Consider the following 13,718-nt stretch of genomic DNA (forward strand, 5'->3'; position numbering starts at 1 on the left):
CTTAGTGAGTAATTTCGCTAAGGAAACACGAGATTTCACGCAGCCGTTGTGCGTTTTAGCACAGCCCTAAGGATCAGCATGTTCGACTGGAACGATCTGCGGTTTTTCCTCGAGTTGCAGCGCAGTGGCCGCCTGCTCAGCGCGGCCAAGCGCCTCAATACCACCCACAGCACGGTCGCCCGGCATATCGAAAGCATCGAGAAGAGCCTGGGTACGCCACTGTTCGTGCAACACGCCCAGGGTTATGAACTGACCCCGTCGGGCCAGGCGCTGCTCAAGCACGCCGAAGCCATGGAGAACGTAGCCCTGCTGGCGCAGGAAGAAATCACCCAGGCCATCACCCCGCTGGGCAAGATTCGCCTGGGCGTCACCGAGGGCATCGGCATCATGTTCTTCACCCCGCGCATGAGCGAGCTGTTCGCCCGCTATCCTGGGCTGGAGGTGGAACTGGTGGCGGTACCGCGCTTCGTCAGTATCCTCAACCGCGAGGCAGAGATCAGCATTCATCTGGAGCGGCCCAACGCCGACCTGCTGATCACCCGCAAGCTCACCGACTACCGCCTGGCGCTGTATGCCAGCCAAGGCTACCTGGACCGGGCGCCCCCTCTGCGCAACCGCGAGGACCTGGCCCGGCACAGCTGGATCGGCTACGTCGATGACCTGCTGTTCAGCCAGGAACTGCTGTTTCTCAACAGCTTCTGCCGCGCGCCGAACGTGGCCTTCCGCAGCACCAGTGTGATCGCTCAGCAAACCGCCGCACGGGCAGGGCTGGGCATCGCCGTGCTACCCAACTACATGGCTCGCCATGACCCGACGCTAGTGCGCGTGCTGCCCAGCGAGACCATCCAGCGCAGCTACTGGATCTGTACCCGCCGCGAGTTGCACAAGTCGGTGCGCCTGCGGGTGGTGTGGGACTACCTGCTGGCGCTGTGCGCGGCGGAACAGGACGAGCTGCTAGCCGAATAGCGCCTTGCCGCCCAGCAGCACGGCCGCCAGCCAACCGGCGACAGCGAACATCTGCTGCAGGCGGGGCCCGGCGATTTTTGCCGCCAGTGGTCGGGCCAGCAACAGGCCGATCACCGCACCGATGGCAAAAGGTGCGCCGATCCGCCAGTGCATCACACCGGCGAGGCTGGCGCTCACCACGCTCCCCGTGGAAACCAGCGCGATGACAGCCAGGGAAGTCGAGACGATGCTCTTCATGCGCAGGTTGGTATAGCGGTTCAAGGCGGGGATGATCACAAAACCGCCGCCGACCCCCAGCAGGCCGGAGAGCAAGCCGGACATGGCCCCGGTAAACGCAAGGGCGCGTGCGCAGGGTAACGTCCAGCGCAAGCGCCCCTGCAATGGGTTCAACACGCAGGGCTCGATATAGCGATGAGCTTCGCTGCCTTCGCCGCGCAGGTCCTTGGCCGCCTTGCGCCAGATGCGCAGACAGGCATAGATCAGCACGGCAGCGAACACCAGCGCCAACGGTGTATTGGGCAAGCGGTGGGCCAGCATCAGGCCGAACGGTGCCGCCGCGATGCCGATCAAGGCGATGAAGAGGGCGGCGCGATAACGCACCAGCCCCTCGCGCAAGCCGAGTACCGCACCTACCGCTGCAGCAAGCCCCACGGCGAGCAGCCCGATGGGAGCAGCTTCGACCATCGACAGGCCCAGCCCGAACACCAGCAGCGGCACCGCCAGGATGCCACCGCCAGCGCCGGTCAACGCCAGCACTGCACCGATGATCGCGCCCAGGCCAGCGCCCAGCAGTTGATGTTCGATCACTGCGCGGCCTCGGCGTCCAGCGGTTGTGGGCGCGCCAGCCACTCACGGCCTTTGAGCATCCCCTGCCAGTACAACGGCGGCAGCACCCGTGCCTTGAGCAGCCAGGCCAGGCGGGTCGGCTGGCGCCCATCGAGCAGCCAGCGAGGAAAGCTCGGTGCGACCTTGCCGCCATAGGTGAACTCGGCCAGGACGATCTTGCCGCGCTCGACGGTCAGTGGGCAGGAGCCATAGCCGTCGTATTGGGCCAGGGTTGGGAGGCGGCCCAGCGCGACCAGCACATTATTGGCTACCACTGGCGCCTGCTTGCGCGCAGCCGCAGCAGTCTTGGCATTGCTGGTGTTGGCCACATCGCCCAGCGCGTGGACGTTGCCGAACTGCCGGTGGCGCAAGGTATGCGGATCGACGTCGACCCAGCCGGCGGCATCGGCCAAGGGGCTCTGGCGGATGAAGTCCGGAGCAACCTGCGGCGGCACCACGTGCAGAATGTCGAAGGCTTCAGTACGAGTTTCACTGCTGCCGTCGGGCAGCGTACGAACGAAGGTGGCACGCTGGTTGGGCCCATCCACGGCCACTAGGCGATGGCTGTAATTGAGGTTCACACCGTACTTGTCGATGTAGGCCATCAAGGCTGGCACATAGTCGGGAACGCCGAACAGCACGGCACCAGCATTGAAGAAACTGGCTTTTACGTCGCCCAGCCGACCACTGCGCAGCCAATGGTCACAGGACAGGTACAGTGCCTTTTGCGGCGCACCAGCGCACTTGATCGGCATCGGCGGCTGGGTGAACAGGGCACGCCCTTGCTTGAGCGATTGCACCAACTCCCAAGTGTAAGGTGCCAGGTCGTAGCGGTAGTTGGAGGTTACACCGTTGCGACCTAGGGTTTCGCTGAGCCCGTCGATTGCGTCCCAGTCGAGCTTGAGACCGGGGCAGACCACCAGCTGTTCATAACTGATGGCGCGGCCTCCCTCCAGGGTCACCAACTGGGCAGACGGGTCGAAGCCCTGGACGCGCGCCTTGATCCAGCGCACGCCGCGCGGGATGGCCGAGGCCATGGTGCGGGCGGTGCTCGGCGCACTGAAGACGCCGGCGCCGACCATGGTCCAGCCTGGCTGGTAGTAGTGCACGTCGGCAGGGTCGATCAGGGCGATGTCCAGTGACGGGTCACGGGCGATCAGGCTTGAGGCAGTGGCGATACCGGCGGCACCGGCACCGACGATGACCACCTTGTGGTGGTCGGCATTGGCAGGCATGGCAGTCAATCCTGGAATTTCTGGTAATGGGGCAGGGCAGTCAAAGCTTGTTCAGCGGGATCTTCAGGTAGCTCACGCCGTTTTCCTCAGGCTCCGGGAGCTGGCCGCTGCGCATGTTCACCTGCACCGATGGCAGGATCAGCACGGGCATGTCGAGGGTCTTGTCACGGGCTTCGCGCATGGTCACGAAGCTGTCCTCGTCGATACCCTGGTGGATGTGGATATTGCTGGCGCGCTGCTCGGCCACCGTGGTGACGTACTGCATCTCGCGCCCGCCTGGCAGGTAGTCGTGGCACATGAACAACTGGGTCTGGTCGGGGAATGCCAGCAACCGGCGGATCGAGCGGTACAGCGTCCGGGCATCGGCGCCAGGGAAGTCGCAGCGGGCGGTGCCGTAGTCAGGCATGAACAGGGTATCGCCGACGAACACCGCAGTTTCGCCAGCGTCCACGACCATGTAACTGATGCATGCCGGCGTGTGCCCAGGGGTATGCAGCGCACGGGCATACAGGTTGCCGATGCGGAAACCTTCTTCATCTTCGAACAGCACATCGAACTGGCTGCCATCGCGGGCGAAGCCAGGCTCCGCATTGAACAGCGTGCCGAAGACTTTCTGCACCTGAGTAATGTGCGCACCGATGGCGGTATGGCCGCCGAGCTTGCCCTTCAGATAAGCCGCCGCCGAGAGGTGGTCGGCGTGCACATGGGTTTCCAGAACCCACTGCACCTTGGCATTCAGTTCAGCCACGCGCTCGATCAGGCGATCCGCCGAAGCAGTGCAGGTGCGCCCGGACTTGGGGTCGTAGTCCAGCACGCTGTCGATCAGCGCGCACTGAAGGGTTTCACGATCCATCACCAGGTAGCTGATGGTCGAGGTCGCCTTGTCATAGAAGGCGTCCACGTGAAGGTTGTTGCCGATGATCATCACGTTCTCCAAATTATCTGCCTCGCCTTGTACAGGCGTAGGCAGTGGATGGAGATTTATCAAGATGCATGCCAGGCATTTTCAGACGCCATGACCAGTAAAACCGGCGCCCAATTTATGAAAATGCCGAAAGTGGCAGCGCTAATGGCAGTCGACTGTCAGCCAATGGCAGTGTTTGGCAGTCCTTGTTACCCTGCGCCAGGTTATCCAATCGGTGCCGTCATGCCTGAATCTCATCCACTCATCCTAGCTCTGGTTTCCTACCTGGAGCACGATGCCCTGCCTACCATCGTGCTGGACACCGACTACAACATCCTCGCGGCCAACGCGGCTTATCGGCGGCAGTTCGGTCGAGACAAGCAGGCTCCTCTGGGTGAGAAGTGCCATCGTGTATCACATCATTACGCCGTCCCCTGTGACCAGGCCGGCGAGCACTGCCCGATGCGCAAGGCGTGGGACAGCAAAGTGCCGGAGCGTGTGCTGCACATTCATCACACACCGCGAGGCCCTGAGCATGTGGATGTGGAGCTGCGGCCGATCCTCGATGAGCAGGGCAGGGTGGTGGCCTTCGTCGAGCGCCTTACCAGCATCACCCTGGCCTCTGCACAACCTCAGGAACAAGGGCTGGTCGGGCGAGCACCTGCCTTCAAGACTGCGTTGGCCAGCCTTCAACGTGCGGCACCCGCACAGATTCCTGTACTGCTCCAGGGCGAATCGGGTACGGGCAAGGAGCTTTTCGCCCGCGCTATTCACATCGGTAGCCCACGGGCCGATGGGCCACTTGTCGTCGTTGACTGCACCGGCCTGACCGAATCGCTGTTCGAGAGCGAACTGTTCGGCTACGAGAAAGGCGCTTTCACGGGCGCCCACCAACGCAAGATCGGCTTGGCTGAAGCTGCCCATGGCGGTACGTTGTTCCTTGACGAAATCGGCGAGGTGCCATTGGCGATGCAGGTCAAGCTGCTGCGCCTGATAGAGTGCGGGAGCTTCCGCCCGGTGGGCAGCCTGCGCACCGTGCATTCGGATTTCCGCCTGGTTTCGGCAACCCATAAACCATTGAAGAAGATGGTGGCAGAGGGTACCTTCCGTGAAGATCTGTATTACCGCATCAGTGGTTTCCCGATACGCCTGCCGGCTTTGCGCGAGCGTGTGGAAGATTTGCCATTGCTAGCCGAGAGCCTACTTCAGCGCATGGCAGGCAAGCCGACACCCAGTCTGACCGAGGAAGCGCTGAAGCAACTCACGCTGCATGCGTTCCCCGGGAACATTCGCGAGTTGCGCAACATCCTGGAAAGGGCTCGGCTGTTTGCCGATGACGGGCTGATCCGGCCTGAGCATCTGCCGGAAGAGCTTGGGCCACAACAGGCATTTGGCATGAGCAGAGGACGAAACGACTTGGGTGATCTCGCGCAAGCGCTGGAGCAGTTCCAAGGATCACGCAGCGAGCTGGCCCGTCACCTTGGCCTGAGTGAGCGAACCTTGTATCGCCGCTTGAAAGCGCTGGGTTTGTAGTCCGCCGACTTTACCTGACCTTTACCTCTGCCCTTACATTATGTGGAAAAGTTTGTGGTCTGATCAGTTAACCGCACCGGGCAGCCCGTATTACCTGCCGGGCGTTAACAGGCAGAGGATCCGCAAATGAAGAAAGCCATAACCGTACTCTGCGCCGCGCTTGTGCTCAGCGCACCCCTGGCCAGTTTTGCTCAACCGGGCCCGGATCACTATGACGGTGGTCCATCCCATCAGGGCAACCCGCCACATGGTCAACCCGAGCGCTATGACCGCCATGACAATGGTCGCTACCCGGCCTACCACAACCCAAACTTCCGTCCTGAAGCGGGCATGCCGATGCCTCATCAGCAGTGGCATCGAGGCTATGTCGTGGAACCGCGTTACCGCACCGACCGCTACTGGGTGACCGACTGGCGCGCGCGTCATCTGTACGCACCACCACGCGATCACCGCTGGTTGTACGTAAACGGTGACTACGTGCTGGTGGCGATTGCAACTGGCGTGGTCGTCAGCGTCCTCTCCGGTTATTGATTCCGACAGCCACAAAAAAGCCCGCGTCAGCGGGCTTTCTTGTTTCTGCCGAACTCAAAGCTCAGGGTTCTCAGAAAGGATGGGTTCCACGTGGAACATAGTGTGTTGCTGCCGAGGGCGATCAGAAGTCCAGGTTCGATACCGACAGCGCATTGCTTTCGATGAAGTCACGGCGTGGCTCCACCGCGTCGCCCATCAGGGTATTGAAGATCTGGTCGGCGGCAATCGCGTCTTCGATGGTGACCTTGAGCATGCGGCGGACGGTTGGGTCCATGGTGGTTTCCCACAGCTGCTCCGGGTTCATCTCACCCAGACCTTTGTATCGCTGGATGGTGTGGCGCTTGGTGCTTTCGTTCATCAGCCAGTCGAGGGCTTCCTTGAACTCAGTGATTGCCTTGCGACGTTCACCACGCTGCACGTAGGCACCTTCGCCGAGCAGGGTAGACAGCTTGGCACCCAGGGTGACCACCGAGCGGTAGTCGTTGCTGCCGAAGAAGTCGCGGTTGAAGGTGACGTAGCTGGCCAGACCGTGGGAGGTAACTTCCACTTCCGGCAGCCAGACATTGCGCTCCTTATCTTCGCGCAGGCTGGCCTGATAGACCAGGCCCGACTTCTGGCTGTTGCTCAGACGCTCCTGGAACTTCACCAGCCAGGCTTGCATCACGGCGTGGTCGCCCAGTTGCTCCAGAGTGACTTCCGGCAGGTAGATGAAGTGTTCGGTGAGGTCTTCCGGGTACAAGCGCGACAGACGCTTGAGGGTCTTCATCACCGCGCGGAATTCGTTCACCAGGGTTTCCAGCTGTACGCCGGAAACGGCTGGCGCCGATTCGTCCAGGTGCAGGCTGGCATCTTCCAGAGCCGATTGGGTCATGTATTCTTCCATGGCCTCGTCGTCCTTGATGTACTGCTCCTGCTTGCCTTTCTTGACCTTGTACAGCGGCGGCTGCGCGATGTAGATGTAGCCGCGCTCGACCAACTCCGGCAGCTGACGGAAGAAGAAGGTCAGCAGCAGGGTACGGATGTGCGAACCGTCGACGTCAGCATCGGTCATGATGATGATGTTGTGATAACGCAACTTGTCGATGTTGTACTCTTCGCGGCCGATACCGCAGCCCAGTGCAGTGATGAGCGTGCCCACTTCCTGGGACGAGATCATCTTGTCGAAGCGCGCTTTCTCGACGTTGAGGATCTTACCCTTCAGCGGCAGGATCGCCTGGGTGCGACGGTTACGGCCTTGCTTGGCTGAGCCACCTGCGGAGTCACCCTCCACCAGGTACAGTTCGGAAAGAGCAGGGTCCTTCTCCTGGCAGTCGGCCAGTTTGCCCGGCAGGCCGGCGATATCCAGCGCGCCTTTGCGGCGAGTCATTTCACGGGCTTTACGCGCCGCTTCACGGGCACGGGCAGCGTCGATCATCTTGCCGACCACGGCCTTGGCTTCGTTCGGGTTTTCCAGCAGGAAGTCGGCGAAGTACTTGTTCATCTCTTGTTCCACGGCGGTTTTCACCTCCGAGGAGACCAGCTTGTCCTTGGTCTGCGAGCTGAACTTCGGATCCGGCACCTTCACCGAAATGATCGCGGTGAGACCTTCACGGGCATCGTCACCGGTGGTGGCGACCTTGTTCTTCTTAGCCAGGCCTTCCTGCTCGATGTAGCTGTTCAGGCTACGGGTCAGCGAGGAGCGGAAACCGACCAGGTGAGTACCGCCGTCACGCTGCGGAATGTTGTTGGTGAAGCACAGCAAGTTTTCGTTGAAGCTGTCGTTCCACTGCAGGGCAATCTCGACACCCACACCGTCGTCACGCTGGATGTTGAAGTGGAAGACCTGCGAGTTGACCGGGGTCTTGTTGGTGTTGAGGTATTCAACGAATGCCTTCAAGCCACCTTCGTACTTGAAGAACTCTTCCTTGCCCGAACGCTCGTCCTTCAGCAGGATGCCGACACCCGAGTTGAGGAACGACAGCTCGCGGATCCGCTTGGCCAGGATGTCCCAGCTGAAGTGGATGTTCTTGAAGGTTTCAGCCGAAGGCTTGAAGTGGATGTGGGTACCGGTGGTTTCGCTGTCACCGACAACGGCCATCGGCGCCTGAGGAACACCATGAACGTAGGTCTGTTCCCAGATCTTGCCGCTGCGGCGAACGGTCAGCACCAGCTTCTCGGACAGGGCGTTCACTACCGAAACACCTACACCGTGGAGACCGCCGGATACCTTGTAGGAGTTGTCGTCGAATTTACCGCCGGCGTGCAGCACGGTCATGATGACCTCGGCTGCTGAAACGCCTTCTTCTTTATGCACGTCGACCGGAATGCCGCGACCGTTGTCGCGCACGCTGATGGATTCGTCCGTGTGGATGATGACGGTGATGTCATCGCAGTGACCGGCGAGGGCTTCGTCGATCGAGTTGTCGACCACCTCGAAGACCATGTGGTGCAGGCCGCTACCATCATCGGTGTCGCCAATGTACATGCCGGGACGCTTGCGTACGGCATCCAAACCTTTCAGCACCTTGATGCTGGAGGAGTCGTACGTTTGATTTTCGCTCATGCCTTCACTCCCGATGGTCGTGGGTCTGGGTGATACGGCCTTGTTCCACGTGGAACAAGGCAACTGGCGTTTCCGTCTGCCAGCCTTCCCTCAGTAATTCGTGATCTACACAGGTGATGAACACCTGGCAGCGTAATTCTTCTAGCAAGCGGCACAGCGCGCGGCGATGCTGGTCATCCAGCTCGGACGGCAGATCGTCAACGAGATAAATACAGTGGCCGCGGCGAGCCTGGCTGACGAGATGGCCCTGGGCAATGCGCAATGCGCACACCACCAGCTTTTGCTGACCACGCGACAAGATGTCGGCTGCGTTATTGGCAGCCAGACGAAGACGCAGATCAGCACGCTGCGGGCCGGCCTGGGTATGGCCCATCTGCTGATCGCGAAGGAGAGAGGAGGCGAGTACTTCTTGCAGTTCCCGGTCCTTGTCCCAGCCTCGGTAGTAGCTCAGGGTCAACCCGTCCAGCTCGACCAGCTCGCTCAGGGTTTGCTCGAAGACGGGCTTCAAGGCCTTGATGTAGTTGCGACGGTATTCATCTATTTCCGCGCTGGCCAGGCATAACTCCCGGTCCCAGGCGGCTTGCGAAGCTGGGTCAAGTGTACCATGCCGCAACCACGAGTTCCGCTGCCGCAGCGCCTTCTGCAGACGTTGCCAGGCCGGCAGGAACCGAGGTTCCACGTGAAACACTCCCCAATCGAGAAACTGCCGGCGGATTTTCGGTGCGCCTTCCAGCAACCTGAAACTGTCCGGGTTGATCAGCTGCAACGGCAGCAGTTCAGCCAATTGAGCGGCGCTCTTGGCATTCTGCCCGTCGATTCGGATAGTAAATTCGCCCGCCCGCTCCCTGGAGACGCCCAGGTTACTGCTACCACCTTCAGCCAACTGAACTTCGCCAAACACGGTGCAAGCAGGCTGCTCATACTGAATGACCGGGTTCAGCCGCGTGCTGCGGAATGACCGGGCGAGACCAAGCAGGTGCACTGCTTCGAGCACACTGGTCTTGCCGCTGCCGTTGGCGCCGTAGAGGATATTGATGCGGGGGGAAGGTGAGAGAGTCACCGGGTGCAGATTGCGCACCGCGGTGACCATGATACGTCGAAGGGACATTTCGCCTGCTACAGATTACAGGCGCATCGGCATGACAACGTAGGAAGAATCGTCATTGCCAGCCTCCTGCAGCAGGGCACTGCTATTGGAGTCAGACAAAATCAGACGAACTTGCTCGGTAGTCATAACGCCCAACACGTCCAGCAGGTAGCTGACGTTGAAGCCGATCTCCAGCGAGCTACCTTCGTAGTCCACGCTGATCTCTTCTTCTGCTTCTTCCTGCTCAGGGTTGTTGGCCTGGATTTTCAATTGGCCGGCGGCCAGCTGCAGGCGAATACCGCGGTATTTCTCGTTGGAAAGAATTGCGGTACGGCTGAACGCTTCACGCAGCGCCTGGCGATCACCGACTACCAGCTTGTCACCACCTTTTGGCAGTACGCGTTCGTAGTCCGGGAACTTGCCGTCGACCAGTTTCGAGGTGAAGGTGAATTCACCGGTGGTCGCTCGAATGTGGTGCTGACCGAGAACGATGCTGACCATGCCTTCCGGATCGGTGAGCAGGCGCGCCAGCTCAAGAATACCTTTACGTGGAACGATGACCTGATGGCGATCATCCTGCTCGATCGGTGCGCTCATCGAGCACAGCGCCAAGCGGTGACCATCGGTAGAAACCGCACGCAGGGTGTTGCGCGACACTTCCAGCAGCATACCGTTGAGGTAGTAACGCACGTCCTGCTGGGCCATGGCGAAGCTGGTGCGCTCGATCAGGCGGCGCAGTTTGCTCTGCTCCAGGTTGCAGGTCAGCGAACCCGGGCCTTCTTCAACCGTAGGGAAATCGTTGGCAGGCAGTGTCGACAAGGTGAAGCGACTACGGCCGGCTTTGACCAGGAGCTTCTGCTCATCGACCTTGATATCGATCAGAACGTCGTTTGGCAGGCTCTTGCAGATGTCCATCAGCTTGCGCGCCGGGACAGTGATCTCGCCTGGCTCGGCCGGCTCTTCCAGTTGCACGCGGCCAACCAGTTCGACTTCCAGGTCGGTACCGGTCAACGACAGCTGCTGGCCTTGCACGACCAGCAGGACGTTGGACAGCACCGGCAAGGTCTGGCGGCGCTCGACGACACCGGCGACCAGTTGCAGGGGTTTCAACAGGGCTTCGCGTTGAATGGTGAAATGCATGGTCTAGTCCCTTGCCTTCAAATAGCTGCGCTGGCGACCATCACGTCGTCAGCGTCCGCAGCAGGTTCTTGTAGTCCTCGCGGATGTCCGCGTCGGATTCCTTCAATTCGTTGATCTTGCGGCAGGCGTGCAGCACGGTGGTGTGGTCGCGGCCGCCAAACATGTCACCGATTTCCGGCAGACTGTGGTTGGTCAGTTCCTTCGACAGTGCCATGGCTACCTGACGCGGGCGCGCAACGGAGCGCGAACGGCGTTTGGACAACAGATCGGCGATCTTGATCTTGTAGTATTCAGCCACCGTGCGCTGGATGTTATCCACACTCACCAGCTTGTCCTGAAGCGCCAGCAGGTCCTTCAACGACTCGCGAATCAGCTCGATGGTTATGTCACGGCCCATGAAGTGCGAGTGAGCGATCACCCGCTTCAGGGCGCCTTCGAGTTCACGTACGTTGGAGCGAATACGCTGGGCGATGAAGAACGCAGCATCATGCGGCAGCTCGACCTTGGCCTGGTCGGCCTTCTTCATCAGGATCGCCACGCGGGTTTCCAGTTCCGGCGGCTCGACAGCCACCGTCAGGCCCCAGCCGAAGCGCGACTTCAGGCGCTCTTCCAGGCCTTCGATTTCCTTCGGATAGCGGTCACTGGTGAGAATCACCTGCTGGCCGCCCTCGAGCAAGGCGTTGAAGGTGTGGAAGAACTCTTCCTGGGAACGCTCTTTACGGGCAAAGAACTGGATGTCGTCGATCAGCAGCGCATCGACCGAGCGGTAGAAGCGCTTGAATTCGTTGATTGCGTTGAGCTGCAGCGCCTTGACCATGTCCGCGACGAAGCGCTCGGAATGCAGGTACACGACCTTGGCATTCGGATTCTTCTTCAGCAGGTGGTTACCTACAGCATGCATCAGGTGGGTCTTACCCAGGCCCACACCACCATAAAGGAACAGTGGGTTGTAACCATGCTTGGGGTTGTCGGCGACCTGCCAGGCCGCAGCGCGGGCCAGCTGGTTCGACTTACCTTCGACAAAGGTCTCGAAGGTAAAGGTGCGGTTCAGATAGCTGGTGTGCTTGAGCGCGCCTTCCACCTGAACCGTGCGCTGCTCGGTACGGCTGCCAGCAACAGGCGCCGAAGTGCTGTCGCCCATGCCATCGAAGCTGTCACGCGATGCCGACTCAGCGGCTTCATTCACCTGCACCGGTTCGGCAACTGGCGCTTGAACCGGCTCGGCAACGGCAGCGGCCGCAGGCGCGGCGGCCTGTTGGGTCTGGCTGTGCGCAAGCGAAGCCGCAACTGCAGCACTGACGGGGGCATTGGGTGCAGCACGTGGAGCAGAGCTGCGGCGGCTGCCTATTAACAAGGAAAGGGCTGGCGCCATGCCGCTGCCGTTTTCACCCAACAGTTCGAGCAGACGGCCAAGGTACTTTTCATTCACCCAATCGAGCACGAAACGGTTAGGCGCATAGACGCGCAACTCGTCGCCTTCGGCTTCGACCTGTAGCGGACGGATCCAGGTGTTGAATTGCTGGGCAGGCAGTTCATCGCGCAGAAGCTCCACGCACTGCTGCCAAAGTTCCACTGACACGGATATCCCCTGAGTTGAAAGCCGGATGAGGCAAAAACAAACCGCCATTGTACCGGTCGAGCGATCAGTTATCCACATGTGGAAACATTCAGAGCCATGACAAAACAGCCATTTAGCGGCAAAAACGTCTTCCAACCTCTGTGAATAAACCCTGTGGATAAGCGACCTTGAGGTCTATGCACAACCCCGGGGTTAGCCCTGTTGATAACTCGCCTGTGGATAACGACCCTTTCTATCCACAGCCTTTCCGCACGTCCAACACAAGCGCAGCACCTGTTACCGACAAGGTTTCAAATCTCTGTACATCGCGTAATGCATGGGCTGCATCATGTTATCCACAGAAGGTTATCCACTTAAGATTTATAAGTTCTTCAGAAAAGCTTTTTATATCTCTCTTCTTTTTTTTTCGTTTTGTCGTCCGTCTGCCTGGCTGATCAACCCTCCCTGGCATCCAGCAGTCAGGGCGCCTTCTATAAGGAAAGGCTGGTTGGAAATTGACCTATGGGCTTGCTTTCTCTAGAATCGCCGATCTCTTAAAAAGGGGGCCATTCCGGCCCGTAGTCGACAAACCAGGTAACAACGCCATGAAACGTACTTTCCAACCAAGCACCATCAAGCGCGCTCGCACCCACGGCTTCCGTGCCCGTATGGCTACCAAGAACGGCCGCGCTGTTCTGTCGCGTCGTCGTGCCAAAGGCCGTAAGCGTCTGGCCATTTGATTTTTCGGCACAGGTGGTGAGTCAGGACTTCAGTCGGGAAAAGCGACTGCTTACACCCCGGCACTTCAAAGCGGTCTTCGACTCCCCAACCGGCAAGGTTCCAGGGAAAAACCTGCTGATCCTTGCTCGCGAGAACGGCCTGGATCACCCGCGCCTCGGCCTGGTGATCGGCAAGAAGAGCGTCAAGCTCGCCGTTCAACGCAACCGCCTCAAGCGCTTGATGCGCGATTCCTTCCGGCTCAACCAGCAATTGCTGGGTGGCCTGGATATAGTGATCGTCGCGCGCAAGGGATTGGGTGAGATAGAAAACCCGGAATTGCACCAACATTTTGGCAAGCTCTGGAAACGCCTGGCGCGCAGCCGGCCAACTCCAGCGGCAAACGCCGATTCCGCAGGGGTAGACAGTCAAAATGCGTAAACTGGCCCTCGTTCCGATCCAGTTTTACCGTTACGCCATCAGTCCCCTGATGGCCAACCACTGTCGTTTCTACCCCAGTTGCTCCTGTTACGCTCTTGAAGCCATTGAGAACCATGGTCTCTTGCGTGGCGGGTGGCTAGCCGTTCGTCGCCTGGGGCGTTGTCATCCGTGGAACGACGGCGGTTTCGATCCCGTTCCCCCCGCTCCTTCCTCCCGAACTTCTTCGATAGCCGAGTAAT

General features: G+C 60.0%; 13 protein-coding genes. 6 read left to right on the top strand and 7 right to left on the bottom strand.

Annotated elements, in window-relative coordinates; genetic code table 11:
- Positions 1-78: 78 nt before the first annotated feature.
- Positions 79-966, top strand: coding sequence for a LysR family transcriptional regulator (locus tag C2H86_RS11780; protein ID WP_079230255.1), 888 nt, complete (start codon positions 79-81; stop codon positions 964-966).
- On the opposite strand, the gene C2H86_RS11785 is transcribed toward C2H86_RS11780, so the two are convergent.
- Genes C2H86_RS11785 through C2H86_RS11795 form a run of 3 tightly spaced genes read right to left on the bottom strand, consistent with a single transcriptional unit; the run spans position 955 to position 3,951 of the window.
- A complete protein-coding gene (locus C2H86_RS11785) occupies positions 955-1,773 on the bottom strand; it encodes a sulfite exporter TauE/SafE family protein (protein WP_159412683.1) in 819 nt (272 codons plus the stop codon). The two genes, C2H86_RS11780 and C2H86_RS11785, sit on opposite strands and share 12 nt — an antisense overlap.
- Complete coding sequence (locus C2H86_RS11790; protein ID WP_430738576.1) at positions 1,770-3,026, bottom strand: NAD(P)/FAD-dependent oxidoreductase; 1,257 nt, start codon at positions 3,024-3,026, stop codon at positions 1,770-1,772. Before C2H86_RS11790 ends, C2H86_RS11785 begins: the two co-directional genes overlap by 4 nt.
- Before the next feature lie 40 nt (positions 3,027-3,066).
- Positions 3,067-3,951, bottom strand: a complete 885-nt coding sequence (locus C2H86_RS11795) for an MBL fold metallo-hydrolase (RefSeq protein ID WP_159412684.1) — start codon at positions 3,949-3,951, stop codon at positions 3,067-3,069.
- Between the two features lie 222 nt (positions 3,952-4,173).
- On the opposite strand from C2H86_RS11795, the gene C2H86_RS11800 reads away from it, so the two are divergent.
- Positions 4,174-5,463, top strand: coding sequence for a sigma-54 interaction domain-containing protein (locus C2H86_RS11800; RefSeq protein ID WP_159413086.1), 1,290 nt, complete (start codon positions 4,174-4,176; stop codon positions 5,461-5,463).
- A gap of 126 nt (positions 5,464-5,589) precedes the next feature.
- The gene (locus C2H86_RS11805; RefSeq protein ID WP_159412685.1) at positions 5,590-5,994 is read left to right on the top strand and encodes an RcnB family protein; all 405 of its coding nucleotides are present in this window, start codon (positions 5,590-5,592) and stop codon (positions 5,992-5,994) included.
- Between the two features lie 121 nt (positions 5,995-6,115).
- Here C2H86_RS11805 and gyrB read toward each other — a convergent pair whose 3' ends face one another.
- From gyrB to dnaA, 4 genes are read right to left on the bottom strand one after another with little or no spacing between them, the layout of a single operon-like run.
- Positions 6,116-8,536, bottom strand: coding sequence for a DNA topoisomerase (ATP-hydrolyzing) subunit B (gyrB, locus tag C2H86_RS11810; RefSeq protein WP_159412686.1), 2,421 nt, complete (start codon positions 8,534-8,536; stop codon positions 6,116-6,118).
- Positions 8,537-8,540: 4 nt separating this feature from the next.
- A complete protein-coding gene (recF, locus tag C2H86_RS11815) occupies positions 8,541-9,644 on the bottom strand; it encodes a DNA replication/repair protein RecF (RefSeq protein ID WP_159412687.1) in 1,104 nt (367 codons plus the stop codon).
- 15 nt (positions 9,645-9,659) lie between these two features.
- Positions 9,660-10,763 carry a DNA polymerase III subunit beta gene (gene dnaN, locus C2H86_RS11820; RefSeq protein ID WP_015268408.1) on the bottom strand — a complete coding sequence of 368 codons (1,104 nt, stop codon included), beginning with the start codon at positions 10,761-10,763 and terminating at the stop codon, positions 9,660-9,662.
- A 40-nt stretch (positions 10,764-10,803) separates the two neighbouring features.
- On the bottom strand, positions 10,804-12,342 hold the full coding sequence (gene dnaA / locus C2H86_RS11825; protein ID WP_159412688.1) for a chromosomal replication initiator protein DnaA: 1,539 nt from the start codon (positions 12,340-12,342) through the stop codon (positions 10,804-10,806).
- Positions 12,343-12,926: 584 nt separating this feature from the next.
- On the opposite strand from dnaA, the gene rpmH reads away from it, so the two are divergent.
- The 3 genes from rpmH to yidD are packed head-to-tail and all read left to right on the top strand — an operon-like array spanning position 12,927 to position 13,717.
- Positions 12,927-13,061 (top strand): 50S ribosomal protein L34, encoded by a 135-nt coding sequence (rpmH, locus tag C2H86_RS11830; protein WP_003253163.1) that lies wholly within the window; start codon positions 12,927-12,929, stop codon positions 13,059-13,061.
- A gap of 13 nt (positions 13,062-13,074) precedes the next feature.
- Entirely contained in the window at positions 13,075-13,479 is a 405-nt protein-coding gene (rnpA, locus tag C2H86_RS11835) for a ribonuclease P protein component (RefSeq protein WP_082433472.1), read from the top strand.
- Positions 13,472-13,717 carry a membrane protein insertion efficiency factor YidD gene (gene yidD, locus C2H86_RS11840; protein WP_079230263.1) on the top strand — a complete coding sequence of 82 codons (246 nt, stop codon included), beginning with the start codon at positions 13,472-13,474 and terminating at the stop codon, positions 13,715-13,717. The genes rnpA and yidD overlap by 8 nt, the downstream gene beginning before the upstream one ends.
- Position 13,718 lies beyond the last annotated feature (1 nt).

Source organism: Pseudomonas putida (assembly GCF_009883635.2).
Lineage (GTDB): Bacteria > Pseudomonadota > Gammaproteobacteria > Pseudomonadales > Pseudomonadaceae > Aquipseudomonas > Aquipseudomonas putida_W.

Excerpts from the sequence above, each read along its gene's own strand:
- C2H86_RS11780 (WP_079230255.1), top strand. The coding sequence starts at position 79 with ATGTTCGACTGGAACGATCTGCGGTTTTTCCTCGAGTTGCAGCGCAGT.
- C2H86_RS11790 (WP_430738576.1), bottom strand. The coding sequence starts at position 3,026 with ATGCCTGCCAATGCCGACCACCACAAGGTGGTCATCGTCGGTGCCGGT.
- C2H86_RS11795 (WP_159412684.1), bottom strand. The coding sequence starts at position 3,951 with ATGATCATCGGCAACAACCTTCACGTGGACGCCTTCTATGACAAGGCG.
- C2H86_RS11800 (WP_159413086.1), top strand. The coding sequence starts at position 4,174 with ATGCCTGAATCTCATCCACTCATCCTAGCTCTGGTTTCCTACCTGGAG.
- C2H86_RS11805 (WP_159412685.1), top strand. The coding sequence starts at position 5,590 with ATGAAGAAAGCCATAACCGTACTCTGCGCCGCGCTTGTGCTCAGCGCA.
- gyrB (WP_159412686.1), bottom strand. The coding sequence starts at position 8,536 with ATGAGCGAAAATCAAACGTACGACTCCTCCAGCATCAAGGTGCTGAAA.
- recF (WP_159412687.1), bottom strand. The coding sequence starts at position 9,644 with ATGTCCCTTCGACGTATCATGGTCACCGCGGTGCGCAATCTGCACCCG.
- dnaN (WP_015268408.1), bottom strand. The coding sequence starts at position 10,763 with ATGCATTTCACCATTCAACGCGAAGCCCTGTTGAAACCCCTGCAACTG.
- rpmH (WP_003253163.1), top strand. The coding sequence starts at position 12,927 with ATGAAACGTACTTTCCAACCAAGCACCATCAAGCGCGCTCGCACCCAC.
- yidD (WP_079230263.1), top strand. The coding sequence starts at position 13,472 with ATGCGTAAACTGGCCCTCGTTCCGATCCAGTTTTACCGTTACGCCATC.